22 protein-coding genes, 2 tRNA genes and 1 riboswitch are annotated in these 20,887 nt (G+C 69.5%); of the genes, 8 read left to right on the top strand and 16 right to left on the bottom strand.

Annotated elements, in window-relative coordinates:
* Positions 1 to 30 precede the first annotated feature (30 nt).
* Both ACFQ2V_RS18980 and ACFQ2V_RS18975 read right to left on the bottom strand, forming a co-directional pair.
* Positions 31 to 900, bottom strand: a complete 870-nt coding sequence (locus tag ACFQ2V_RS18980; RefSeq protein ID WP_386054506.1) for an SMP-30/gluconolactonase/LRE family protein — start codon at positions 898 to 900, stop codon at positions 31 to 33.
* Positions 900 to 1,331, bottom strand: a complete 432-nt coding sequence (locus tag ACFQ2V_RS18975; RefSeq protein WP_386054505.1) for a hypothetical protein — start codon at positions 1,329 to 1,331, stop codon at positions 900 to 902. The genes ACFQ2V_RS18980 and ACFQ2V_RS18975 overlap by 1 nt, the downstream gene beginning before the upstream one ends.
* A gap of 108 nt (positions 1,332 to 1,439) precedes the next feature.
* Between ACFQ2V_RS18975 and ACFQ2V_RS18970 the strand changes: the two genes are divergently transcribed.
* Positions 1,440 to 1,510, top strand: a tRNA-Gly gene (locus ACFQ2V_RS18970).
* A 92-nt stretch (positions 1,511 to 1,602) separates the two neighbouring features.
* Here the strand turns inward: ACFQ2V_RS18970 and ACFQ2V_RS18965 are convergent.
* The 7 genes from ACFQ2V_RS18965 to ACFQ2V_RS18935 form a co-directional block, all read right to left on the bottom strand.
* Entirely contained in the window at positions 1,603 to 2,742 is a 1,140-nt protein-coding gene (locus tag ACFQ2V_RS18965) for a tyrosine-type recombinase/integrase (RefSeq protein ID WP_386054504.1), read from the bottom strand.
* Positions 2,742 to 2,942 carry an excisionase family DNA-binding protein gene (locus tag ACFQ2V_RS18960; protein ID WP_256796217.1) on the bottom strand — a complete coding sequence of 67 codons (201 nt, stop codon included), beginning with the start codon at positions 2,940 to 2,942 and terminating at the stop codon, positions 2,742 to 2,744. Before ACFQ2V_RS18960 ends, ACFQ2V_RS18965 begins: the two co-directional genes overlap by 1 nt.
* Positions 2,917 to 4,581 carry a replication initiator gene (locus tag ACFQ2V_RS18955; RefSeq protein WP_386054503.1) on the bottom strand — a complete coding sequence of 555 codons (1,665 nt, stop codon included), beginning with the start codon at positions 4,579 to 4,581 and terminating at the stop codon, positions 2,917 to 2,919. The genes ACFQ2V_RS18960 and ACFQ2V_RS18955 overlap by 26 nt, the downstream gene beginning before the upstream one ends.
* 95 nt (positions 4,582 to 4,676) lie before the next feature.
* Positions 4,677 to 5,069 (bottom strand): WhiB family transcriptional regulator, encoded by a 393-nt coding sequence (locus tag ACFQ2V_RS18950; protein WP_386054502.1) that lies wholly within the window; start codon positions 5,067 to 5,069, stop codon positions 4,677 to 4,679.
* On the bottom strand, positions 5,066 to 5,455 hold the full coding sequence (locus tag ACFQ2V_RS18945; protein ID WP_386054501.1) for a WhiB family transcriptional regulator: 390 nt from the start codon (positions 5,453 to 5,455) through the stop codon (positions 5,066 to 5,068). Before ACFQ2V_RS18945 ends, ACFQ2V_RS18950 begins: the two co-directional genes overlap by 4 nt.
* Before the next feature lie 5 nt (positions 5,456 to 5,460).
* A complete protein-coding gene (locus ACFQ2V_RS18940) occupies positions 5,461 to 7,155 on the bottom strand; it encodes an FtsK/SpoIIIE domain-containing protein (RefSeq protein ID WP_386054500.1) in 1,695 nt (564 codons plus the stop codon).
* A 1-nt stretch (position 7,156) separates the two neighbouring features.
* Entirely contained in the window at positions 7,157 to 7,573 is a 417-nt protein-coding gene (locus tag ACFQ2V_RS18935) for a hypothetical protein (protein WP_386054499.1), read from the bottom strand.
* A 141-nt stretch (positions 7,574 to 7,714) separates the two neighbouring features.
* On the opposite strand from ACFQ2V_RS18935, the gene ACFQ2V_RS18930 reads away from it, so the two are divergent.
* On the top strand, positions 7,715 to 8,452 hold the full coding sequence (locus tag ACFQ2V_RS18930) for an XRE family transcriptional regulator (protein ID WP_386054498.1): 738 nt from the start codon (positions 7,715 to 7,717) through the stop codon (positions 8,450 to 8,452).
* A 23-nt stretch (positions 8,453 to 8,475) separates the two neighbouring features.
* Positions 8,476 to 8,946, top strand: a complete 471-nt coding sequence (locus tag ACFQ2V_RS18925) for an NUDIX hydrolase (protein ID WP_386054496.1) — start codon at positions 8,476 to 8,478, stop codon at positions 8,944 to 8,946.
* Here the strand turns inward: ACFQ2V_RS18925 and ACFQ2V_RS18920 are convergent.
* The 3 genes from ACFQ2V_RS18920 to ACFQ2V_RS18910 form a co-directional block, all read right to left on the bottom strand.
* Positions 8,896 to 9,477, bottom strand: coding sequence for a hypothetical protein (locus tag ACFQ2V_RS18920; protein ID WP_386054494.1), 582 nt, complete (start codon positions 9,475 to 9,477; stop codon positions 8,896 to 8,898). The two genes, ACFQ2V_RS18925 and ACFQ2V_RS18920, sit on opposite strands and share 51 nt — an antisense overlap.
* A gap of 157 nt (positions 9,478 to 9,634) precedes the next feature.
* Positions 9,635 to 10,489: a hypothetical protein gene (locus ACFQ2V_RS18915; protein WP_386054492.1), complete on the bottom strand. Its 855-nt coding sequence runs from the start codon at positions 10,487 to 10,489 to the stop codon at positions 9,635 to 9,637.
* A gap of 299 nt (positions 10,490 to 10,788) precedes the next feature.
* Positions 10,789 to 11,112, bottom strand: coding sequence for a WhiB family transcriptional regulator (locus ACFQ2V_RS18910; protein WP_386054490.1), 324 nt, complete (start codon positions 11,110 to 11,112; stop codon positions 10,789 to 10,791).
* A gap of 357 nt (positions 11,113 to 11,469) precedes the next feature.
* Between ACFQ2V_RS18910 and ACFQ2V_RS18905 the strand changes: the two genes are divergently transcribed.
* Together ACFQ2V_RS18905 and ACFQ2V_RS18900 are read left to right on the top strand one after the other, a co-directional pair.
* Positions 11,470 to 11,874 (top strand): hypothetical protein, encoded by a 405-nt coding sequence (locus tag ACFQ2V_RS18905; protein ID WP_386054488.1) that lies wholly within the window; start codon positions 11,470 to 11,472, stop codon positions 11,872 to 11,874.
* Between the two features lie 82 nt (positions 11,875 to 11,956).
* The gene (locus tag ACFQ2V_RS18900) at positions 11,957 to 13,576 is read left to right on the top strand and encodes a signal peptidase I (RefSeq protein WP_386054486.1); all 1,620 of its coding nucleotides are present in this window, start codon (positions 11,957 to 11,959) and stop codon (positions 13,574 to 13,576) included.
* A 1,085-nt stretch (positions 13,577 to 14,661) separates the two neighbouring features.
* Here the strand turns inward: ACFQ2V_RS18900 and ACFQ2V_RS18895 are convergent.
* The 3 genes from ACFQ2V_RS18895 to ACFQ2V_RS18885 all read right to left on the bottom strand — a co-directional run bounded on the left by ACFQ2V_RS18895 (position 14,662) and on the right by ACFQ2V_RS18885 (position 17,241).
* A complete protein-coding gene (locus tag ACFQ2V_RS18895; RefSeq protein WP_386054484.1) occupies positions 14,662 to 15,132 on the bottom strand; it encodes a DUF4411 family protein in 471 nt (156 codons plus the stop codon).
* Positions 15,132 to 16,301, bottom strand: coding sequence for an ImmA/IrrE family metallo-endopeptidase (locus tag ACFQ2V_RS18890; RefSeq protein ID WP_386054482.1), 1,170 nt, complete (start codon positions 16,299 to 16,301; stop codon positions 15,132 to 15,134). The genes ACFQ2V_RS18895 and ACFQ2V_RS18890 overlap by 1 nt, the downstream gene beginning before the upstream one ends.
* 364 nt (positions 16,302 to 16,665) lie before the next feature.
* Positions 16,666 to 17,241 (bottom strand): C40 family peptidase, encoded by a 576-nt coding sequence (locus ACFQ2V_RS18885; RefSeq protein ID WP_386054480.1) that lies wholly within the window; start codon positions 17,239 to 17,241, stop codon positions 16,666 to 16,668.
* 6 nt (positions 17,242 to 17,247) lie between these two features.
* Positions 17,248 to 17,392: riboswitch (cyclic di-AMP (ydaO/yuaA leader) on the bottom strand.
* Positions 17,393 to 17,774: 382 nt separating this feature from the next.
* On the opposite strand from ACFQ2V_RS18885, the gene ACFQ2V_RS18880 reads away from it, so the two are divergent.
* Complete coding sequence (locus ACFQ2V_RS18880) at positions 17,775 to 18,257, top strand: FBP domain-containing protein (protein ID WP_386054478.1); 483 nt, start codon at positions 17,775 to 17,777, stop codon at positions 18,255 to 18,257.
* A gap of 4 nt (positions 18,258 to 18,261) precedes the next feature.
* On the opposite strand, the gene ACFQ2V_RS18875 is transcribed toward ACFQ2V_RS18880, so the two are convergent.
* On the bottom strand, positions 18,262 to 18,417 hold the full coding sequence (locus ACFQ2V_RS18875) for a hypothetical protein (RefSeq protein ID WP_386054476.1): 156 nt from the start codon (positions 18,415 to 18,417) through the stop codon (positions 18,262 to 18,264).
* Positions 18,418 to 18,635: 218 nt separating this feature from the next.
* On the opposite strand from ACFQ2V_RS18875, the gene ACFQ2V_RS18870 reads away from it, so the two are divergent.
* Positions 18,636 to 18,709: transfer RNA gene (locus ACFQ2V_RS18870), tRNA-Gly, on the top strand.
* Between the two features lie 241 nt (positions 18,710 to 18,950).
* Positions 18,951 to 20,813: an acyl-CoA dehydrogenase gene (locus ACFQ2V_RS18865; protein WP_386054474.1), complete on the top strand. Its 1,863-nt coding sequence runs from the start codon at positions 18,951 to 18,953 to the stop codon at positions 20,811 to 20,813.
* Positions 20,814 to 20,887 lie beyond the last annotated feature (74 nt).

Here is a 20,887-nt window from a genome sequence, read left to right as displayed (position 1 = left end):
CGGGGGGACCGGCCCGGGTCAGGCGGCGTGTCAGCCGGCGAAGGCGCGCACCGGGAGTCCGGGCACGGAGACGCGCACCCGGAAAAGTGCCCCGGCCTCGGGCTCGGGGTCGTCGAGGTTCTCGCGCGACGTCGTGACGTAGAGGTCGCGCAGGTCGTCGCCACCGAACGTGCAGGCCGTCGCGAGCCGGACGGGCAGCTCGACCTCGGCGAGCACCTCGCCGGCGGGCGAATGGCAGCGGACCCGGCCGGCGCCGTTGAGCGCGACCCAGACGTTGCCGGCGCTGTCGACGGTGAGCCCGTCGGGGTGGCCGGAGCCGTGGGCGACGAACGGGCGGCGACCCACGAGCTCGCCGTCGACGACGTCGAACACGTCGGTGCGCCCGGTCGGGGTGTCGTCGTAGTAGGCGAGGCGGCCGTCGGGCGACAGGTCGATGCCGTTGGAGATCGTCGCGTCGGGGACCACCACCTCGACCGAGCCGTGGGCGTCGACGCGGTAGAGGGTCGCGGTGCCGGGCACGCGGTCGTAGCCCATGGTGCCTGCCCACAGGCGGCCCACGAAGTCCACAGCACCGTCGTTCATCCGCACGGACGGGTCGTCCCACAGGTCGAACCACGGCTCGGGTATGCCGTCCGCGTCGTCGGCGAGCGACAGCCCGCGCTCGGTCGCGACCACCCAGCCACCCCGCGTACGCGGGCGCAGGAAGGCCGCGACGTCGCCGACGTGCATGCGGTCGACGGAGCCGTCGGCGCGCAGCGTGAGGACGTCGCCGGCGAGCATGTCGACCCAGCGCAGCCCACCCCACGTGGGCGACCAGACGGGGCCCTCGCCGTGGTAGCAGAGCGCGTCGGTGACCTGCTCGAGGTCGCCGACCTCGACATCAGCGCCGCCCGAGGCCATCAGTCCCACCAGACCCCGACGTAGTGGTGGCCCTCCGGCACCGGTGGCGCGTCGACCAGCCAGTCGGCGCCCGCCGCCGGGCCGCCGCTCGCCTCGGTGTCGGCGTCGACCGTCATCGCGTCGACCTCCTCGGGCTGCAGCGTCGTGATGACGGCCACCCCACTGGCGTAAGGCCATTCGTCGTCGGGGAAGTCCTGGAACTCCAGCACGTCGAGCTCGACCCGGACGTCGTGCACCTCGGGCCGCTCGCGCAGGTCGAACAGCACCCGGCGCACCGTGTCGAGTGGCACGTCGTCGGGACGGTTGGGCGCGATGCTCCACTCGCAGTCGTTGCCCTCGAAGAACTGCTCGAGGGTCACCGCCACCTGGGCCGTGGCACCCCCACGTGCGCGGACGTGGTCGACGAAGGCGGACTGCTTGGTCAGATCCATGACGGTGGTGGGCCCCTGGGTCGCGGTCAGTGCACTGGCACGGCGTCGGCTACACTGACGCCGCGTGCCGCCTCGCGAGCCCTTCCGGGGCACCAGCCGGCGGCCCGTGCGAGCGTAGCTCAATGGTAGAGCGCCAGCTTCCCAAGCTGGATACGCGGGTTCGATTCCCGTCGCTCGCTCCGACACGAAGCCGCAGGCCAGGAGATGTCTCCCGGCCTGCGGCTTCGTCTTTGGGGCTGTGCCCTTGGTGCCGCGTGCAACGAACGTGCAATTACGTGCCCTCGTCCACGTCGTGCGACGCGGGTCCACGGTGCGCGGCGACCAGGTCGTTGAGGCGGTCGGCAAGGGCGCGCGACCGAGCCTCCGTGGCGTGCTGGTAGATGAGCGCGGCCCGCATCGTCGAGTGCCCCATCCGGTGCATCAGCTCTCGCGTCGAGGCTCCCGACTGGGCGACGAGGTGGTTGCCCGTGTGGCGCAGGTCGTGGAAGTGGAAGCCCTCGGGCAGCCCGGCCGAGACCAGGGCCTGTGCCCATCCGACGTTGGCGCGCCAGTTTCCGCGGCGTGGGGTGGCGCCCCGCTCCCCCGTGAAGACCAGGGCGTCGTCACCGCCGGCTACTCGCGCCACGTGGCGACGCAGCTCGTCGACCAGGAGGGCGGGCAGCGTCACAACGCGGACGCTGTTGTTCTTGGGCGGTCCCTCCTCGAGCAGTCCGCCTCGTTCGATCAGGCTCCGGTGCACGAAGGCCAGCCCCTCGTCCAGGTCGAGGTCGCGGCGACGGAGGGCGATCAACTCGCCCCATCGCATGCTCGTGAGGGCGGCGGTCAGGACAAAGGCTCGGAACTGCGGGCCGACGGCATCGGCAAGAGCGAACACCTGGGCGACCGAGGCGACCGGTCGCTCGGGAGCCTTCTCTTGGTCGGCGCCCTTGATACGGCAAGGGTTGCGGGCGATTCGTCCGTCATCGACGGCCGTGTTGAGCACCGCACGCAGCAGCCGGTACGCCTTGGCGGTCGTGACCTCCGAGCGGCCCGAGCGCAGAAGCTCGGCGCGCCAAGCGCGGACACGTTCGGTGGTGAGCGAGCCGAGCTGCACGTGGCCGAGGATTGGCCGGATGTGCAGACGGTTCAGGCCCTCGTACAGGTCCCGAGTTCGGGCGCTGATGCGGTGCTCGACGATCCACTTGGTTGCGTAGTCGTCGAGGGTGACACGGCCCAAGTCAGGATCGAGCCAGTCGCCGCGGAGGAGCTCGGACTGCCGCACCGTCAGCCACGCGTGGGCATCGGCCTTGGTGCGGAAAGTGTTGGGCGCCGTTCTGCGAAGGCCGTCGGTGGCCAGATAGCTCGCTTGCCAGCGACCCGACGGCAGTTGGCGGACGGCGCCGAACTCGCGCCGCTTCCTCCGGGTTGCCATCAGGACGCCTGCCGGTTCGCACGGTCGACGGGCTCGACCATCCCAGCGGCCACGAACTCGACGAGCGCCGACTCAGGGATCCTCACGTGCCGGCCCACCTTCACGAAGCGGATGCGCCGCTGGGCAATGAGTCGCCGTGGAAATCGAGGTGACGTGCCGAGGCATACGGCCGCCTCATCGAGGTTCAACAGTCGTTCCATCGTTCTCCTCCTCGGGTGAGCCGACCATGTTGGCGGCGGTGGGACTGTTTGCCGAATGACTGTCCACAGGCGTGGCGGGCGGTGAGCCACGATCGGTTTCGCGTTGTGCCGCAGTGCGTTTCGCGTCGTCGTACTGGGTGCGCCAGCGTTGGGCCTGCCGCAGTGAGGCGGTGATGACGGCGGTGTAGTCGCGGTCGCGGACGGGGACGTCTTCCCAGACGAACCGGGGCAGCCCGTCCTCGTGGAGGACGTCGGCGGCGAGCCGGTCGGCCTCTGGGGCGTCGATGCCGGCCTCGGTCAGGACGGCGCGGACGACGGCGGCGCGGTCGGCCTTGTGCTGGGTGAGGGTCTTGCCGGACCAGTGGCGGGAGACCAGGACGCGGCGGCCGCCGAGGCCGAGGTGGTCGCGGTCGTGGGCTTTGGACGGGCACGCGCCGGGGGTCAGGCCGGGGCCGGGATCTTTGGGTTGGATGCCGTGGCGCAGCCAGTTCGCGCAGGACGGGGAGCAGGGCAGCCACCGGACCTCGTGGTGCAGCCGGTCGATGTGCCGCTCGTACGCCAGCGCCGCCGCGTCGGGCTCGCCCTGCGGGCCAGCAGGGTCGTGATCGTCGGTGGCGGGTGTGCCGGCGTAGGTGTCGGCGATGGACTTGGTCAGGTACTTGCACAGGTAGCGGACGGCGCGGTCGCTGTCGGGGGTGCCGCCGAGCAGGCCTTTGATGTCGACCTGCTTGCCGAAGGTGAGCACGTGCATCGGCTCGACGTCTTCGCCGACGGCGCGGTCTGCGTCGAGCCGGTCGAGCGCGTCCTGCCAGGTCGGCAGCGCGGCCCCGGTGGTCGGGTCTGTGTAGGCCTCCCGGTCGCGGTCCCAGACCGGGAGCATGTCGCCGTCGTAGACCACCTGCTCGATGGAGGGCCACCAGATCGCGGCGTAGGTGCCGCGGGCGACGGCCTTGATGGTGGCCCTGGGGATGGCACCGCGGACGGCGGCGTGCAGGTGCGGGGCGAGGCGGCGCTGGGATTCGACGGCGGCGAAGTACTGCACCTTGTAGCCGGCCGCCCGGCGCAGGTTCTGCCAGAACCGGTCGACCAGCCGCGGGAACAGCAGCGCGTCCAGCGCGGCACGCCGGTAGTCGTAGCGGGCCGGGTGGCGGGGGACGCCGGTGCCGGGGATCACCTTGCCGTAGGAGGGCAGGGTGAGGGTCAGGAACATCGAGGGCCGGTAGGTGCGGCCGGTGCGCTCGTCGGTGAACGCAGTACCGATGGTGCGGTCCTGCACCGGCAGTGTGGGCAGGTCTGGGAAGCCGGGCAGGTGCCGGGTCGAGCGCACCCGACGCGACGACGGCTCCTCCTCGTCCGACGCCTCGTCCTTCTCGTCCTCCCCTTCCTCGTCTTCGAGCTGCTCTCGCTCGAGCTGGTCGGTGTCGAGGTGGCGGGGTGGGTCCTCGGTCAGGTGCCAGCCTTCGCGGCATTGGTGCATCCGTAGCCGGCGGGCCTTGTCGGCGCAGGACTGGCAGACCTTCTCCCGGGTGGAGCCGCACGCGATGGGGACGGTGGTGACGGCGCCGGTGGCGCGGTCGGTGACCTGGCGCAGCACCGGCCGGATGCAGACCCCGGCGCTCTCGGCAGCGGCGACGGCCATGTCCGTGGTGACACCGTCGTGAGCGCGGGTCCGCAGGCGCCGCTCAACGCCAGTCACGCGGCTGGCGGTCGCAGCCGGTGCGGGGCGGTGGCTGCTCATGCGGCACCGCCGAACGGGAGGACGCCCTGCCACGCAGGCTGACCGTCGCTGGCGCCGTGGGCTTTGACCCAGCCGGGCCGGGCGGGCTCGGCGTAGGCCGGGTCCCGGTTCGTCCCGGCCCACCAGCCCGCGGACACACCAGAGGTGTCGACGTACGCGGCGCAGTCCGCGAGGACCGGGCAGGAGCGGCACAGCGCGCGCATGGACTCGGCATCCCACGGGCCGATGTCCTCGGGGTCGGAGGTCCACGGCAGGTCAGTCCGGGCGCCGCACGAGCCGAGCGCCTGCCACGCGACCGAACCAAGCGGGCGACGAGCTGCGGCATCCGCGGCCTGGCACCAGACGGACTCCAGGGCGGCCCAGCGGGCCGAGCGGGACAGCGCGGTCATGCGACCTCACCCCCAGCAGCTGACCCAAGACCTGACGGCCGAGAGAGTGCGTCGTCGACGACGACCGCAAGGGGGACACCACGGGTGAGCCGCCTCTGGAGCGGGCGCCGTTCCGAGGCATCGAGGCCGCCCCAGATCCCGAACGGCTCGTCAAAGACCAGAGCCCAGGCCAGGCAGGGGCGGCGGACCGGGCAGGCGTGGCAGATGGACGCGGCGCGGGCGTGGATGCGGCGTGAGGTGTCGGCGAACCAGAGTTCCGCGTCGGTTTGGCGGCAGGTGCCGTACTCCTTCCAGCCGCCGGAGGCGAGGGCGGCAGGCACCGGGTTGGCGGTGCGCGACAGGTCCCGCCTACCCGACAGGGCGGTCAGTGCGGTCTGGGCGTGCATGATGATCAGGCCGCCTCGGGCCCGTGGTCGCCTGACCCCGACCCTAACCCGGACACCGACGAGGCGGGCGCAGCGCTCTCCCGGGGTCGGCGTTCGCGCGATGTGCGGGGCTGGCGCGGCGTGCGCGTCGGGCGCGCAGGTCGCGGCGCGCGGGTCGTCGGCATCGAGGCGACGTCTGCCCGAGCCATCTCGTCGTCGGGCTGCGTGACGACCGGGGCCTCGCCGGTGGTCTCCTCGACGACGAGGGCGGGGTAGGTGGCGGCGGTTTCGCGGACGAGCTGGTCAGGCCAGTAGTCGGCCCGAACCCGGTCGAGGGTGCCGTCCTCCTCGACGACCCACGCCGAGCCGGGCGCAGCCGGGGAGAGCCGGTGCGCCGGCGCGAGGGCGGCGGTGCCGTCGCCGAGGACCATCCGGGTCTCTTCCGCCGACCGGAGTCGGAGGGCGATGGTCTGGGTGAACAGGCCCCGCATCCCGACGACCTCCTTGCGGGGGTCCTGAACGCAGGCCAGGACGACGACGCCCAGGGCGCGGCCTTGGGTGAGGATCTCGGCAAGCAGACGGGACGCTTCCCGCTTGGTGTCCGGGTCGCTGTAGGCGGTCAGGGCGGCGAGCTCGTCGATCACGAGGACGTGCAGCGGGTCACCGGGCCGCGGCTCGTGGAGACGAGAGACGCCGGCCATCGCGCGGCCCCGGTCCTCGATGACCTGCAGCAGCCGGGTCAGGGTAGCCACGGCCTCCGAGGGGGTGATGGCGACGGTGGTGAACAGGTGGCGGCCCATCAGGACCTCGACGCCGCGTTTGAGGTCGACGCCCCAGAGCCGGACCAGGTCCGCCCGCACCGCGGGGGCGAGGCCACCACAGACGCCCCACAGCATGGAGCCCTTCCCGGAGCCGGAGCAGCCGACGACGAGGGTGTGCCGGCCCCGGACCTGCAGCGCCCACGGGGTGCCGTCCTGCCGTCGGCCCAGGGGGACGGTGTCCACTGTCAGGTCACGTCCCAGCGGGTCGGGCAGCTGTGCGTCGGCGGTCGCGGCCAGGGCTTCCCGCATGACGAGGGCGATGTCGAGGACGGACGGGGTCCACTGCCGGACCCGGTACGACACCGCAGACGCTGCAGCGGCGAGGGCCGGAGCGGCAGTCTCGAGGTCTTGGACGGTCTGTCCCATCCGGGCCCGGACCCGCAACGTGAGCGTGTCCCCGGCAGTGAGGACGTCCACCAGCCGTGGCGGCACCCACTCCGACGCCGTGCCGGTCGAGGAGACCTGCACGCGGCCGTTGCGGCGCGCCAACGCCCAGGTGCGGCGACGGACGTTGCGCTGCACCGACAGGCCACACTCCCGAGCCAGAACCGGCCAGGTGCGACGAGCCCAGCGGCGCCACCCGAACCGACGAGACGGGCCCGCAAGCCAGCGGCGATACCCGACCGGCCACCGGTGCTCCCACACCGCGACCACCAAACCAGGAAGCGCGGCGACGGTGATCAGGACTCGTGCAGCCTTGGGGTCGGGCTGGGTCAGGGCAGCGAGCAGCGCCAGCGGCGCGAGCCCGAGCGCCCACCGCGGGTGACGCCGCGCCCACCGGGCCCAGCCTTCCGCGACGGCGAGGACCACCCGGACACCGGCGCGGGAGGAGCGCAGGGCCCGGGAGCCGACCGCAGCCGACCCCCGAACCCCACGCGAGACAGCAGTCGAGGACGTCATGTCACGCCGCCTTCGAACCCTGACCCGAACCCGAACCAGCCGAGCCCGACGGCTGGCCGGCGGTGCGCTTGCCCTCGTCGACGAGCCGGTCCGCCCGCCACATCTCCGACAGGCCACCGGCCTTGTTGACCCGGACTTCGACGGTCAGGTCGACGAACTCGACCGGCGCGAACTCCGCCAGCACCGGACGGTGCGGGCACCCCAACTCGACGACACCGGTCGTCATCGACTCCCGGCCGAACGTCGTCTGCTTGTAGACCACCTCGACCTGCCACAGCGGCATACCGGTCGCCTCGTCCCGCGCCTGCATCTCACTGGGGCGCCGCTTGCCGTCTCGCTCCTCCCACTCCCGAACCTCGTTGACGATGCCCGTCGAGCGAAGCCCCGCCCGCTTGCTGTCGACCGCGTAACTGGACATGTGTTCCTGCCTTCGTGTCATCGGGCCGTGTTGCCCATGACCAGAAGACGCCCGCAAAAGGGGACAAACACACCACCCTTTGGGACGTTTGAGGACGTCCTCGCGTGATAGAAACGTCCCAGAACGTTCTGAGGAGGGAACATGACGAACGAACGGCTTCGGGCCGCGATCACGAGCGCGGGCCTGAACCTGCAGACCTTCAGCGAGCAAGTCGGCGTCGATCCCAAGACGGTCGAGCGGTGGATCACCAAGGACCGCAGCCCGCACCGCACCCACCGGATGAACGCCGCGGCGATCCTCGGCAAGAGCGACGGATTCCTCTGGCCGGCAACCGAGTCCGACCGCATCAGCCGATCAGCCACCGAGGCCGAACTCGTTCGGCTATACCCGAGCCGCGGCGCGATTGACGCCGATATGTGGCTCTCCCTCGTCGATGACGCCAAGGAATCGATCGACCTGCTCGCGTACGCCGGAAGCTTCCTCCACGACGCGATCCCCGGCTTCGTCGACCGCCTAGCCGCCAGGTCACGGAACGGGGTCCGCGTCCGCCTCCTGTTCGGGGACCCAGAGAGTGAAGCCGTCGCGCTGCGCGGTCGCGAGGAAGGCATCGACGAACTCATGGCCGCCCGATGCAAACTCACGTGGAAGTACCTGGACCCGGCCGTCGGTCCCGCGCGGATGCAGGCGCGCCGACACGGCACGACGCTCTACGCATCGATCTTCCGCTTCGACGACGTCCTGCTGGCCAACCCACACGCCTACGGCGCCAGCGCCTCCCACTCCCCAGTCCTGCACATCAACCGCATCCCTGGCGGGCGGCTCTTCAGCCACTACATGGACTCTTACGACCGTGTCTGGGCCACCGCTCGCCCGGTCTAAGCAGTCACGCATAGGGTCGACGAATGGGCCGAACTGATTACATCGACGACCCCGACGCGCCGGCAATCAACAGCGTGGTCCCCTCAGTCGTCGCCATCGTCCAGGACGACCAAGGCCGGGTCCTGATGATCCACAAGACCGACAACGACAAATGGGCACTGCCCGGGGGCGGGCACGAGCCGGGGGAAGCGATTAGTGACACCGTCATTCGCGAGGTCAAAGAGGAGACTGGCTACGACGTCGAGGTCGAAACCATCACTGGGACGTACACCAACCCCAACCACCGCATGGCCTACGACGACGGCGAGGTCCGGCAGCAGTTCTCCATCGCCTTCCGAGCACGCCTCTTGGGAGGAACCCCCCGCACGAGCAGCGAGAGCAGCGAAGTCGAATGGCTCACACCGGAGCAGATCGAGCAGCTCGATGTGCACCCCTCGATGCGCCTACGCCTCCAGCACGCTCTCAGCGACTCCGAACGGCCATTCATCGGGTAGCCGAAGCCGAGCGCGCGCCCGTGCCGCAGATTCGAGCAGGCTGGGGCTCGACCGCGTCACCGCGCGATACACCGGGTCCTCGCCGCCATATCGCGACAGGATCTCGCCGATGCGGTCCTCCGGTGACGTGAAGTGACCCGACGGGCCAACAACTAGATCCAGAAGGGTCAACGCGTCCAAGTCCGCCGCATCGGGCACAGGCAATTCACCGAGCTGATCGGCTAGACCGCGCTCCTCCGCCTCGTGGATAGCGCCTGTATGGTGCGCGACGAGGGCGACGACAGCAGCCGGAGCACCGAGCCGCATGAGCGCCCTCGCACCATCGATGGCGTGCATCCCCGTGTCGCGCAATCCGGAGGCATAGCCGAGATCATGCACCCACGCGGCTTCTACCACCGACGAGGGCAAGCCCGTGCCCCAAGCCTCGGCCTCCTTGGCAAGTCGGCCCACGGCCGACAGGTGAGCCCACCGACGACCTGAACCCGAGATCCACTCCCGCGCCAGGTCCTCTGCCGTCGACTCGCTCCACATCCGACAATCATCCCGTAACTGGCGCGCTGTTGATGCGGAGGCTTCGAGTTCGAACCTTTCCCATCATGCCGATGATCGGACGTTGCGACTCTGCCGAGGGTCGAACGTCCACCGATAGCCTGCAATCGCTGCTGCTGTGACCGGACGGATGGCGGCTCTAGAAGTCGATGCCCGCCAGCGGTACGGCGATCGGCGCGTACCGGCCCTTCCGGTCAGCCTCCTGCAGCAATTGCACCACGTCGGCGTTGAATCGATCGACGCCGTACGCCATCGCGAGCAGCATGACATGGAAGGTCACCGGGTGGGTCCACTTCAGCAGCGGGCCCGGGCCCAGAGCCGTGCGCATCCGCTCCAGGTGACGGAACGCCGTGCGCTCTCCCTTCCATGACCCGCCTTGCACCATCCAAACCCCCGCCGCCGCCAGGCGCTGGCATGCCGCGGTGATCTCCGCGTCCGTCAACCCACCGGTGTCCAGGTGGACGCGAAGGCGGTACCCGTCGGCGCGCTGTGCCGAGAGCAGCTCCTCGAGCGCGTCGTAGAACGGGGCTCCGCCGGAGTCACGCAGCCTTTCAGGGGTCGCGATCACGGCCAGCTCGGTGGCGCCTTGCCCTGAGAGGGCCCGTGCTTCCCTTCTCCACCCGGCGCCGCAGATCGGCGCTTCTCGGCGAGCGTGGAAGGACAGCCCCGACACCACGGACACCGCGCTGCCGGCCAGCTGTCGAGCGGCCATCGGCAGCTGGTCGGGACGGCAAGTCACCGCGGCCAGTCCTCGCTCCAGGGCCAGCCGACATCCCTCGTCCAAGTCGGCGCCATCGACGTGGCTGAAGTGCATGCCCAAATCCAGGCCTTGCGCGAACTCCGCGACCGTCATCAACCGGCGACCCCGAAGATCGTAGCCGGTGCTCGTGGCGAGCTCGCCTTCTGAAGTCCCCATGTCCCCTGTATCCTTTTCATCCCGCATCGTTGCCTGTTCCATGAAGCAGCCGCTGCACGATTCGGCCGTCAGCAGCACGCAAAGGCCCGCTGATGGAGCCGAGACCGCGGATTCGATCCGTGCGAGGGGCACAACGAAAATACCCAAAACGGACACCTTTGTGGGCGGGTCGTCGGGACCATTCCACGCGACCTAGGGCCAGTGGCCGCCGGGGGCTCACGACCCACATTGGCCAGCGTGGCCGCCGACCCTTCGCTCGCGTCGAGCGACTTCTTGGCGAGCAGCAGCGCAGTGCTGAAGCTTCAGAGCGCAACCGGACGGCGGGTGTCGTTGGTGGGGGGCCGGCGCCGGCGGCCGCGTCGCCCGGAGACAGGCTCCTAGCCGCCCTGCGCGGCCATCCCGGCCTGAAGCGCCGACTTCCACGACGTGATGTCCGGCCGCTTGCGCAGGAGGGCCCGACGCTCACGCTCGGTCATGCCGCCCCACACACCGAACTCTGTCCTGCTGTCCAAGGCCTCCGCCAGGCACTGCGCGAGAACCGGGCACGTCTTGCAGACCGCCTTTGCGGCATGTTGCGCCTTGCCCCGGACAAACAGCGCCTCAGGGTCCTGACCGGAACAGTTGGCGTCCTTGGCCCACTCGTCCACCCACAGATCCACCGATGCGCCAGCACTGATGGCAGCACTCGTGACAGCACTCATTGCAACTACCCCTCCCCGCCCGGCGCCTCCCATGGCCTCCGAGCCGACCCGGACCGTCCCACCGGTCCCGATCATGCGGACCTCCCCGGCCCAAGGAAGACACTACGAGCCCAGACCACCAGAGGGACATAGTCCGTTTTGACCGTTTCGTCCCCCTCCGGTGACTAGTCCCTTCGGCATCGACTAGTCACTTTTGGCTATTTGTCCGCTTTCGTCGTTTATATCCGATTTATCCGTGTCACTCTCGTGGTGTCGCAGTTCAGGGACCCCTCAGAGCGCCTGCCCAGGACGCGCACCGGCTCGGAAGCACTCACGCACGCCGAGCAAACCAACCCACACAAAGAAAGCGGTATTTCCATGCGTTCCTCCGTCAAGCTCTTCGGCGCCCTGGCCCTCTCGGGTCTCGTTGCAGTGGCCGGCTCCGCCTTCACGGCCACCAGCACGATCGACTCGGCCAACAAGGTCGTCGGTGCGACCAGCCAGAGCATCAGCGGTGTCTCGGTCAGCAACGTGGCCTACACCACCGACCCGACCAACGACGTCACCTCGGCCGTGACCTTCCACGTCACCCAGGACCTGACCGCGGCCGACACCGTCACTGCGACGATCACGGGCACCACCACCGGCGCCACCCCGGCCGCCGGCAGCAGCTCCGCCACCTGCACCCACGACGCCCTCGGCGCCGGCGCAGGCACCAACCTGGCCTGCACCTTCAGCAGCCCGCTGAGCAACGTCACCAAGCTCGACATCGTCGCCAGCTGATGACCGGCCGGGCTGCGGTGGCCGACCTTCACCGGCCACCGCAGCCCGACCCGACCCGCCCACCACGGTCGCCGTCATGACAATGACCCGCAGCAGAAAGCGCAGCAGCAACCGCAGGAGAGCGCCACGGCTGCTGGCCCTGGCGGTGCTCCTGATCGCGGTGTGGCTCCTGCTTCCCGTGGCCGCCGGCGGCCACAGCGACTACGTCATCACCCACGGCACCAGCATGGAGCCGGGTTTCCACACCGGGGACCTGGCGGTCGTCCGCGCCGCCGGCTCCTATCGGGTGGGCGACGTAGTCGCCTACCGCAGCCAGAGCCTGCACACCACCGTGATGCACCGGATCGTGGCCATCCAGGGCGGCCGGTACCTCTTCAAGGGCGACAACAACAGCTTCATCGACCCCGAGCACCCGGGCGGCGAGCAGCTGATCGGCACCCTCGCGCTGCGGATCCCCCAGGGCGGCACCTGGCTGCACCGGATCACCGGCCCGGGGGGCCTGGCCCTGGCCACCCTGTTCCTGCTGACAGCAGGCACCCGCGCAACCCGGCCCCGCGACCGACGACGAAGAAGAAACACCACCATGAGCAACCCGCGCCCCGTCCGCAGCCCAGCCCTTGCTGCCGCGATGTCCACCCCGGCCGGCCGCGCCGGACTGACAGCAACCGCCACGCTGGCCATCGTTGGCATGCTCCTAGCCTTCATGGCCTGGAAAGCACCGCGCGACCTGGCCGCCCACGAGGCAGGGTCAGAGGTGAGCACCAGCTTCGCGTACCACGCCACCGTCGGACGCACACCCGCCTACGACAGCGACACCGTCACCTCACCGGACCCGGTGTTCCGCCGGCTGGCCCACCACGTCGACCTCGACGTGCGCTACGCCGGCCCGCCCGGAACCATGACGCTCACGTTGGAAGTCGCGGCCAGCAACGGCTGGCACACCACATTGCCGCTGCAGCCGGCCACCGCCTTCGACACCAGCAGCCACCACACCACCGTCCCCTTGGACCTGAACCCCGTCGAGCAGCGCGCCAAGGCCGCCGCCCAGGTGATCGGCACCCCCTACGACATCCTCACCCTCGCCGTCCACGCGCACGTCCGCACCGCCGACGGGCAGCAGCTGACCCCCACCCTCAACCTGCTCCTGACCCCCAGCCAGCTCAAGCTGGCGGGCGGACCCAACACCCTCACCGTCGCCACCGAAACCCAGCCGCCCTCCGGGCAAGCCGGTGCCCCACCGGTGGTGCACATTCTGGGCCACACCCTCGACGCCACGGACGCCGCCGTGGCCGCCGGCGCCCTCCTCGCGGCCGCCCTGCTCCTAGCCCTGGGAACGGTCGTGCTCAGCGGACGTCGTCCCCGCGACGAGACCCGCGCCATCCACGCCCGCTACCGCGACCTGCTGCTGCCCGTCCACCCCCCAGCCAGCAGCCACCTCGGCGAAACCGTGGACGTGCAGGACTTCACCGCTCTGGCCCGGACCGCGCAACGGTACGGCCTGGTCATCATGACTTGGCTCACCCGCGACGGCCACGTCTTCGTCGTCCAGGACCAAACAGTGCGCTACCGCTACTCCACCCCCGGCCCCGGCCGGCAAACCAGAAGCCAGCGCCGCAACGGCGATCCCAACATCGTGATGGACCCGAACCCTTCAACCCCGCACTCCACGCCCTCGCAGCGCCTCGGCCGCAGCTCCCGCTGAACCCGCCCACGCCCCATTCCGCCCTCAGTTCCTACCGTCCCCGCCCCTAGCGCTCAACCCCGGGCCGGCCGAACGGCAGCGACCAGAGAAGAGGTGCACGCATGGCAGAAGCCAAACCCCGCGCCGCATGGACCGACGACATGACCCCACCCCGGCGCGACCTCGTCGACGACCAACTGCTCGAAGAGATCGAGCTCCTCGCCGAGGTGATCACCCAAGCGGCCGGGCACCCCGGCCCCCTGTCACAAGACGAAGTGGACGCCGTACTCGGGCTATCGCCCCCGTGGCGCGGACCTCATCCATCTCCCAGTGGGCGTCGAGGCCTTCTCCCCTACGCCGTAGACCTATCCGAAGCGCAGTCACACGGCACCCCAACTGCCGGAATAGTCAGAACCTCCACGTAGGCCGGCGAACCCTCGCCGGCGACGCTCACCGACCCCCGCCCATCCATGGAGCTACCCAAACGCGGCCCACCCAAGCCGCGCGGGTAAGAAGCGGCATCACTCCCGTACGTCCCTCCGGGCGGGAGACCGCGCATAGAACCGCCCTTCGACCTCACCGCCGGGCATGGCCTGCTACCACTTCCTTAGGCACTGCCGCGATGTCCTCAACTGCCGCTGCCAGTGCGTCTTGCTCCATGGCGCGATCATCGGCACGCGCCACGACTAGCGCTCTCCCTGACGCTCGATGGAGACAAACTCCGGCAGACGATCCGTGCGTTGCTGGGCAGGGCTCTAAGAAATCAAGGGCGCGGCTCCGCCGCGCCAACCGGCTGGCTCAGGCCGGCTCACGGCAGGGACCCCCGCGCTCCGGCGCTTCGCGCCTACGCGCACCCCCGCCACTCACCGGCCACACCAGCCGGGAAACCGAGGGCCACGCCGTAGTCACTCCAGAGCGAACTGACCTCCGAGCCGCCGACCCTACGCTCGAGCATCCGCCCGCCTCCGGACCGCGTCAACGGCGCTACGCGTCACTCCGTGATGGCCTCCGGCCACCGTTGACCCGGACGCTCCGCCAGGCTCTTGTGCTCCGCTATCGGCTCGATGGCTCTCCCTGGCTGGGATTCTCGCCGGTGGTGGTGCCCGTCAGGCAAACGTCCAGCCCTCGGCCCGGATGACCTCAAGCACGCTGTGCACCGGCACACCGCGTTGCTGACACACATAAGGAATACGCGGCTTCTGCTGTGACCCCCCGCGCTCCTCTGTCACAACCGCGCAGCCGTTCATGCGCGCTGTTGCGATCACAAAGGGGTCCGCCTTTCCCCGGCCTGTTCCCGTTTTCGTGAGCTCGGCATGGTCAGCAAGTACATCCCGGGCCTCGAGCATGACTGCCCGAGACGTCGGAACAACCAATGTGCTTTGTCGCGTCTTCACCCAACCGTGAAGTGCGTCATCGCGCTCGGCAAGCTCCTCGAGCACCTCCTCGGGGACCATCAAGCGCCCAGCTGCGCCAAGCGCGTCGATCTGGTCCCAGAGCGCGGGAAACACATCTGGCGGGTATGCCCTCACCCATGCGCCGATCAGGGCACTCGTGTCCCAGACGTACACGGCAGCCATCAGGACACTTCCCGTTCCAGATCAGGGATGTGCTTCGTTCGCAGCGCGAGGAGGCGAGACAGGGACGACGTGCTTATGGCGTTTCGTTGATAGGCATCGAGAACCAGTCGGACGTAGGGGCGTCCACGGTCTCTGATCGCCATACGGTATGGCGGCGGTCCCCCGCTCTTCCCGCGGCGGCGCAGCTTCTCCTCCGCCCGCCAGTTTTCGAAGGCCGTACGGTACTCATCACGCTTCTGCTGATAGAACGTGGCAGAAGTGAGATTCAAGGAGAGGAGACGGCGGACCACCGCTTCGCGGCTCACCACCCACCTTTCCGAGAGTTGGCCGATCACGTCCTCCTCCCAGGAGTTCGAGTAGGTTGCGGCGTCGCCCAAAGCCGCGAGGAAGGGCTCTCTCGGCATCAAGGTTGCGGCCGCGACCGCGTTGCACCACGTCTCAACTTGGGCAGCGGTCCCTGTCGAGGACCCAATCAGGTCGCACAACCCTTCGGCGTGAAGCATCAGATGGGCAAACTCGTGCAGCGCGGTGAATATCTGCGCACGCGGAGGATCAGTGGCGTTGATCATGACCACCGGCACCTCGCCCGGCATAGAGAACCCACGCATCTCGGCAGACGCGACTTCGCTAGTGCGCAGAACTAGGACGCCCGCCTCCTCGAGCGCCTCAAGCCAGCCCTTCAAAGCAACATCGGGGTTGCGCCATCCGCGCTGGTCCTCAAGCGTCACGTGTAGGGCAGCACGTGCGCGAGAACCGGCTTCCTCAGGATGCTCGTCCACTGCGGCCAACGGGACTTTGGCGCCGACAGGAATGTCATCGGCGCGCAGCAGCTCCGCCATAATTTCTTGCTGTTCAACGGCGCGCCGGTAGGTCTTGTGTAGGGGCCGCGACCACGCACTCTCATCGGTATCCGGAAGACGTCGGAAGTCCCTCATGGCATCAAACTCTCGCGGCGGTTCGTCGAGGAAGAACACCGCGAGCGGCCTCTGGTAGAGCTTGGCGAGGCTTCTGAGTTTTGCGAGAGTGGGCTCGGCTTCGCCAGCCTCCCACGAAAGCAAACGGTCTTCCGTGACGCCGGCACGCTTGGCAGCGTCGGCAACCGTCGCGCCGACCGACTCTCGGGCCCATCGGAGGACGGTGGGCGTTACCGGTGCGACTTCGGTAGCCACAAGTCCCCCCTTCCTCGAGCCCGTACCGCACACATGCTAGCCACGCCGTGCGACGATCGAGTGCTCACGCCGCGGCGAGGCTAATCGAAGTCGCTCGACGAGCCGTCGATCGCGTGTGCAACGAACGTGCAACAGCACGCTGGCCACCGGGGACAACTGCGGTCACTGACGGCGCATCGCTAGCGCACGCGTACCGCAGCCCGTTCTACGCCGACGGACTTCCCAAGCTGGATACGCGGGTTCGATTCCCGTCGCTCGCTCCGCAGCAGTGACCCGGAACCGGTCTCCCGGAACGGGTCACCGAACCGGAAGAGCGCGCCGGGGGCGGCCCAGCGCGCCAGTCCGACCAGCCGTCCGAACGCGCCTAGCGCACCCGACCGGCCACCCAGGCGGTGGTCCAGAGTCGCGAGAGCTGCACGCGCTGGCCCGGTCGCGGCGAGTGCCAGACCTTGCCGTTACCGGCGTACACCCCGACGTGGTAGGCCCGTCCGGCGCGCATGAAGAAGACGAGGTCGCCCGCCAGGATGTTGGCCTTGGCCACGCGCACGGTGGCGAGGCGCTGGGCGTTCGCCGTTCGCGGCACCGCGATGTGCAGCCGTGTCCGGTAGACGTAGTAGATGAGGCCGGAGCAGTCGAACGCGTACGGCCCGGCGGCGCCCCAGCGGTAGGGCTTGCCCACCTGGGCGGCGGCGAGGCGCAACGCCTGGATGCGGCGCGGGACGGTCGCCACGGGGGCGGTGGCGACGTTGACCCCCTTCTCGGTGACGGGTGTCGCGCTCTGGGCTGCTGCCGGAGGCGCGGTCGAGGAGGCGGGGGGCGCGGCGCCGGTCCCGAGGAGGAGAGCGGCCCCGACGAGGGGGGCTAGGGCGAGGGAGTGGAGTGGCAGTCGACGTGCGGGGCGCCGGTGGCGCCCGGGGCGTGCAGAACTCGTAGCGGGCATGGTCGGGTTTCCTTCCCACGCCTTCGAGGTGAGCTGTCGGGTTCGGGCAGAAGTGGCCCGGCCGCAAGTCGCGGCTTCACCCCGAGGACCGGTCCTAGCCGGCCCAGAAAGTGGGTCCCCCGCTCCTGTCCACGTGATGCGCAGCTGCCCCGACCGGCGGACAGGACTCGGCGTACCGGCGGGCCGGCCGGGGAGGACCCCGGCCGATGAACTGCCTCGACGGTCGCAGACGAATGGTTGAACCGTGTAGGTCACGGCTCGATATCGGCAGATGTTGCCGAGACAAACCGCCCGAACAGGGCTTTCGGACAGGCGCGTGTGAAACCGCCGGAAAATGACTGGATCCCGGTCCGCCTCCCGCCGCACCATGGACCCCGCTCCGCGCCGGAGCAGTCAGTCGTCAGCGGGAGGGCCCGCGGAGAGGTGGGTGGCCGTCATGGCCTGCTCAGCGGTCAGGGTCGAACACCACCTCGCCCACGCCCGTTGACCGGGTCGCCCGGTCGCGCCCGACTGACAGGAACACCGTGAAACCAGTGACAGACAATGAGATTCGCTCTGCCCTCGTGAACTGCTCGCGCCGCGAGGCGAAGCAGGCCAGCATCCCCAACGACCTCGAGACGCGCCCTTGGGAGCAGCTCGACTACCTCGGCTGGGTCGACCGCAGCAACCCCCAGAGGGCGTATGCCGTCGTGCCCGTCGACGACGAACCCGTCGCCTTCGTCCTGCGCGCGTCCGACCGCGCGCGGAAGGCGAGCGCGATGTGCGCCTGGTGCGAGGACGTCTTCGCGACGGCCGACGTGCGACTGTGGGTCGCGCGACGGGCCGGCGCGGCCGGACGCGAGGGCAACACCCTCGGCACGCTCGTGCACGCCGACTTCAGCTGCTCCCAGCACGTGCGCAGGCTGCCCAACGCGATGGAGGGCGGGCTCGACCCGGCTTCCCTCGTCGAGCGACGGGTCGACGAGCTCCGTTCGCGGTCAACGACATTCGCGCGACGGGTTCGCGACGGGTCGTAGACGGTCAGGGCATCGCCTCGACCGGCTCGCCCGACAGCACGCCGTCCATGATCCGGCGCCAGATGGGGGCCGTATAGCAGGCGCCCGTCATGGATGCGCACGACCTGCCCGCCATCGACACGTTGAACATGTGCCGGGTCGGGTTCACCGGGTTGCCCACCCAGACCGCGGTGGTCAGCGGCGGGGTGTAACCGACGAACCACGACTGCGCGTTGCCGTCGGCCGTCCCCGTCTTGCCGGCAAGGGCCGCCCGGGCCCACCTAGGCGTGCCTCGCCGACGGCGACCTGCGTGCCGGCTGGGAGTCGGCTGGTGCGGGAAGCCTTCGGCGTGCCCGTTTGGACGAGGGCGCCCGACTGTTGCTACGGTTGCGACGCCTCGCAGGCGTAGTTCAGTAGCAGAACAGCCCTCTTCCAGAGGGAAGACGTACGTGCAATTCGTGCCGCCTGCTCCAACGCGAAGGGCCCGGTCCGACGACCGGGTCCTTCTGCTTTTCCCGGCTTCCAGTCCTCCCGGCCGGCGGTGACGCAGGCCGCGGCATCCGTGCATGCGGAAGGGCCCGGACGTGGCGGAACCGTGACCTGCTGCCCTTGCCATTCGTTACTGGTGGGTAGCATCATGGAAGTGACCGGCCAGTAACTTGGTGCGCCCGCCGAGGCGGACGCACGACGAGCGACAGAACGCGGAGGGTCCCGATGGGCCACTACAAGAGCAATGTGCGCGACCTCGAGTTCAACCTGTTCGAGGTCTTCAACCGCCAGGACGTCCTCGGGCAGGGCATCTACGCCGACGTCGACGTCGAGGCGGCGAAGGACATCCTCCACGAGGTCTCGCGACTCGCCGAGAACGAGCTGGCCGACAGCCTCCTCGACAGCGACCGCAACCCGCCCGTCTACGACCCCGCCACCCACTCGGTGACGATGCCCGACTCGTTCAAGAAGTCGTTCAAGGCCTACGTCGACGGCGACTGGGGCAACCTCGACGTGCCGGCCGAGCTCGGCGGCATGGTCGTGCCGGCCTCGCTGCGCTGGTCGGTCGCCGAGATGATCTGCGGCGCCAACCCGGCGATCCACATGTTCACCGCGAGCTACTCGTTCGCCAACCTGCTGTGGCACCTCGGCACCGACGACCAGAAGAAGCTGGCCAAGCACATCGTCAACAAGGCATGGCACACCACGATGGTGCTCACCGAGCCCGACGCCGGCTCCGACGTCGGCGCCGGCCGCACCAAGGCCGTCCAGCAGGCCGACGGCACGTGGCACATCACCGGCGTCAAGCGCTTCATCACCTCGGCCGAGTCCGACATGGTCGACAACGTCGTGCACTACGTCCTCGCCCGCCCCGAGGGCGCCGGCCCCGGCACCAAGGGACTGTCGCTCTTCATCGTGCCGAAGTTCCACGTCGACCTCGAGACCGGCGAGCTCGGCGAGCGCAACGGCGCCTACGTCACCAACGTCGAGCACAAGATGGGCCTCAAGGTCAGCACGACCTGCGAGGTCACCTTCGGCGAGCACGAGCCCGCCGTCGGCACCCTGCTCGGCGACGTCCACGACGGCATCGCCCAGATGTTCAAGGTCATCGAGAACGCACGGATGTTCGTGGGCACCAAGGCGATCGCCACGCTGTCCACCGGCTACCTCAACGCCCTCGAGTACGCCAAGGAGCGCGTCCAGGGCGCCGACCTCACGCAGATGACCGACAAGTCGGCGCCGCGTGTCACCATCACCCACCACCCCGATGTGCGCCGCTCGCTCATGCTCCAGAAGGCGTACGCCGAAGGGCTGCGCGCGCTCGTCGTGTACACCGCGAGCCAGCAGGACACGGTCAACCAGGCGCAGGCGGGCAACCCGGCGGCGCCGCTCGAGGAGGGCTCCGAGGCCGAGCTCGCCAACAAGATCAGCGACCTCATGCTGCCGATCGTCAAGGGTCTCGGCTCCGAGCGGGCCTGGGTGCTGCTCGGCACCGAGTCGCTCCAGACCTACGGCGGCTCGGGCTTCCTGCAGGACTACCCGATCGAGCAGTACGTCCGCGACGCGAAGATCGACACGCTCTACGAGGGCACGACGGCCATCCAAGGGCTCGACTTCTTCTTCCGCAAGATCGTGCGCGACAAGGGCCAGGCCCTGCAGCACGTCGCCGCGCAGATCCAGGAGTTCGCCAAGGACCTCGGCGGCTCGCTCGACACCGAGCGCGAGCTGCTCGGCAAGGGGCTCGAGGACATCCAGGGCATCGTCGGCTCGATGATCGGCACGCTCATGCAGAGCGACCCGCGCATGGGCGGCGACGTCGCGAACCTCTACAAGGTCGGCCAGAACACCACTCGCCTGCTGCTCTCGGCCGGTGACCTCGTCGTCGGATGGCTGCTGCTGCGCCAGGCCGAGGTCGCGCAGGCGGCCCTCGACGGCGGCGCCTCCGGCAAGGACGCCGACTTCTACCGCGGCAAGGTCGCAGCGGCGTCGTTCTACGCCAAGAACGTCCTGCCGAAGATCGCGGCCGAGCGCGCCATCGCCGAGGCCACCGACAACGACCTCATGGACGTCCCCGAGTCCGCCTTCTGACCCGGTCGCGAGAGCACGTTCGTCACATCACGATCGAGAGAGCAGTTCGTCCCGCGTGTGGGGGGACGAACTGC

It is taken from the genome of Terrabacter terrigena (assembly GCF_042676085.1).
GTDB classification, from domain to species: Bacteria; Actinomycetota; Actinomycetes; order Actinomycetales; family Dermatophilaceae; genus Terrabacter; species Terrabacter terrigena.
The sequence above is the reverse complement of the archived record's forward strand: the minus strand, read 5'-3'. Positions and strand labels throughout refer to the sequence as shown.

Bases quoted from the DNA above. Each gene is read 5' to 3' on its own strand.
- ACFQ2V_RS18925 (WP_386054496.1), top strand. From the start codon at position 8,476: ATGGGCCGAACTGATTACATCGACGACCCCGACGCGCCGGCAATCAAC.
- ACFQ2V_RS18920 (WP_386054494.1), bottom strand. From the start codon at position 9,477: ATGTGGAGCGAGTCGACGGCAGAGGACCTGGCGCGGGAGTGGATCTCG.
- ACFQ2V_RS18955 (WP_386054503.1), bottom strand. From the start codon at position 4,581: ATGGCCGTCGCCGCTGCCGAGAGCGCCGGGGTCTGCATCCGGCCGGTG.
- ACFQ2V_RS18965 (WP_386054504.1), bottom strand. From the start codon at position 2,742: ATGGCAACCCGGAGGAAGCGGCGCGAGTTCGGCGCCGTCCGCCAACTG.
- ACFQ2V_RS18980 (WP_386054506.1), bottom strand. From the start codon at position 900: ATGGCCTCGGGCGGCGCTGATGTCGAGGTCGGCGACCTCGAGCAGGTC.
- ACFQ2V_RS18865 (WP_386054474.1), top strand. From the start codon at position 18,951: ATGGGCCACTACAAGAGCAATGTGCGCGACCTCGAGTTCAACCTGTTC.
- ACFQ2V_RS18895 (WP_386054484.1), bottom strand. From the start codon at position 15,132: ATGGCTGCCGTGTACGTCTGGGACACGAGTGCCCTGATCGGCGCATGG.
- ACFQ2V_RS18905 (WP_386054488.1), top strand. From the start codon at position 11,470: ATGCGTTCCTCCGTCAAGCTCTTCGGCGCCCTGGCCCTCTCGGGTCTC.
- ACFQ2V_RS18930 (WP_386054498.1), top strand. From the start codon at position 7,715: ATGACGAACGAACGGCTTCGGGCCGCGATCACGAGCGCGGGCCTGAAC.
- ACFQ2V_RS18950 (WP_386054502.1), bottom strand. From the start codon at position 5,069: ATGACCGCGCTGTCCCGCTCGGCCCGCTGGGCCGCCCTGGAGTCCGTC.
- ACFQ2V_RS18940 (WP_386054500.1), bottom strand. From the start codon at position 7,155: ATGACGTCCTCGACTGCTGTCTCGCGTGGGGTTCGGGGGTCGGCTGCG.
- ACFQ2V_RS18975 (WP_386054505.1), bottom strand. From the start codon at position 1,331: ATGGATCTGACCAAGCAGTCCGCCTTCGTCGACCACGTCCGCGCACGT.
- ACFQ2V_RS18935 (WP_386054499.1), bottom strand. From the start codon at position 7,573: ATGTCCAGTTACGCGGTCGACAGCAAGCGGGCGGGGCTTCGCTCGACG.
- ACFQ2V_RS18945 (WP_386054501.1), bottom strand. From the start codon at position 5,455: ATGCACGCCCAGACCGCACTGACCGCCCTGTCGGGTAGGCGGGACCTG.
- ACFQ2V_RS18885 (WP_386054480.1), bottom strand. From the start codon at position 17,241: ATGCCCGCTACGAGTTCTGCACGCCCCGGGCGCCACCGGCGCCCCGCA.
- ACFQ2V_RS18910 (WP_386054490.1), bottom strand. From the start codon at position 11,112: ATGAGTGCTGTCACGAGTGCTGCCATCAGTGCTGGCGCATCGGTGGAT.
- ACFQ2V_RS18900 (WP_386054486.1), top strand. From the start codon at position 11,957: ATGACCCGCAGCAGAAAGCGCAGCAGCAACCGCAGGAGAGCGCCACGG.
- ACFQ2V_RS18960 (WP_256796217.1), bottom strand. From the start codon at position 2,942: ATGGAACGACTGTTGAACCTCGATGAGGCGGCCGTATGCCTCGGCACG.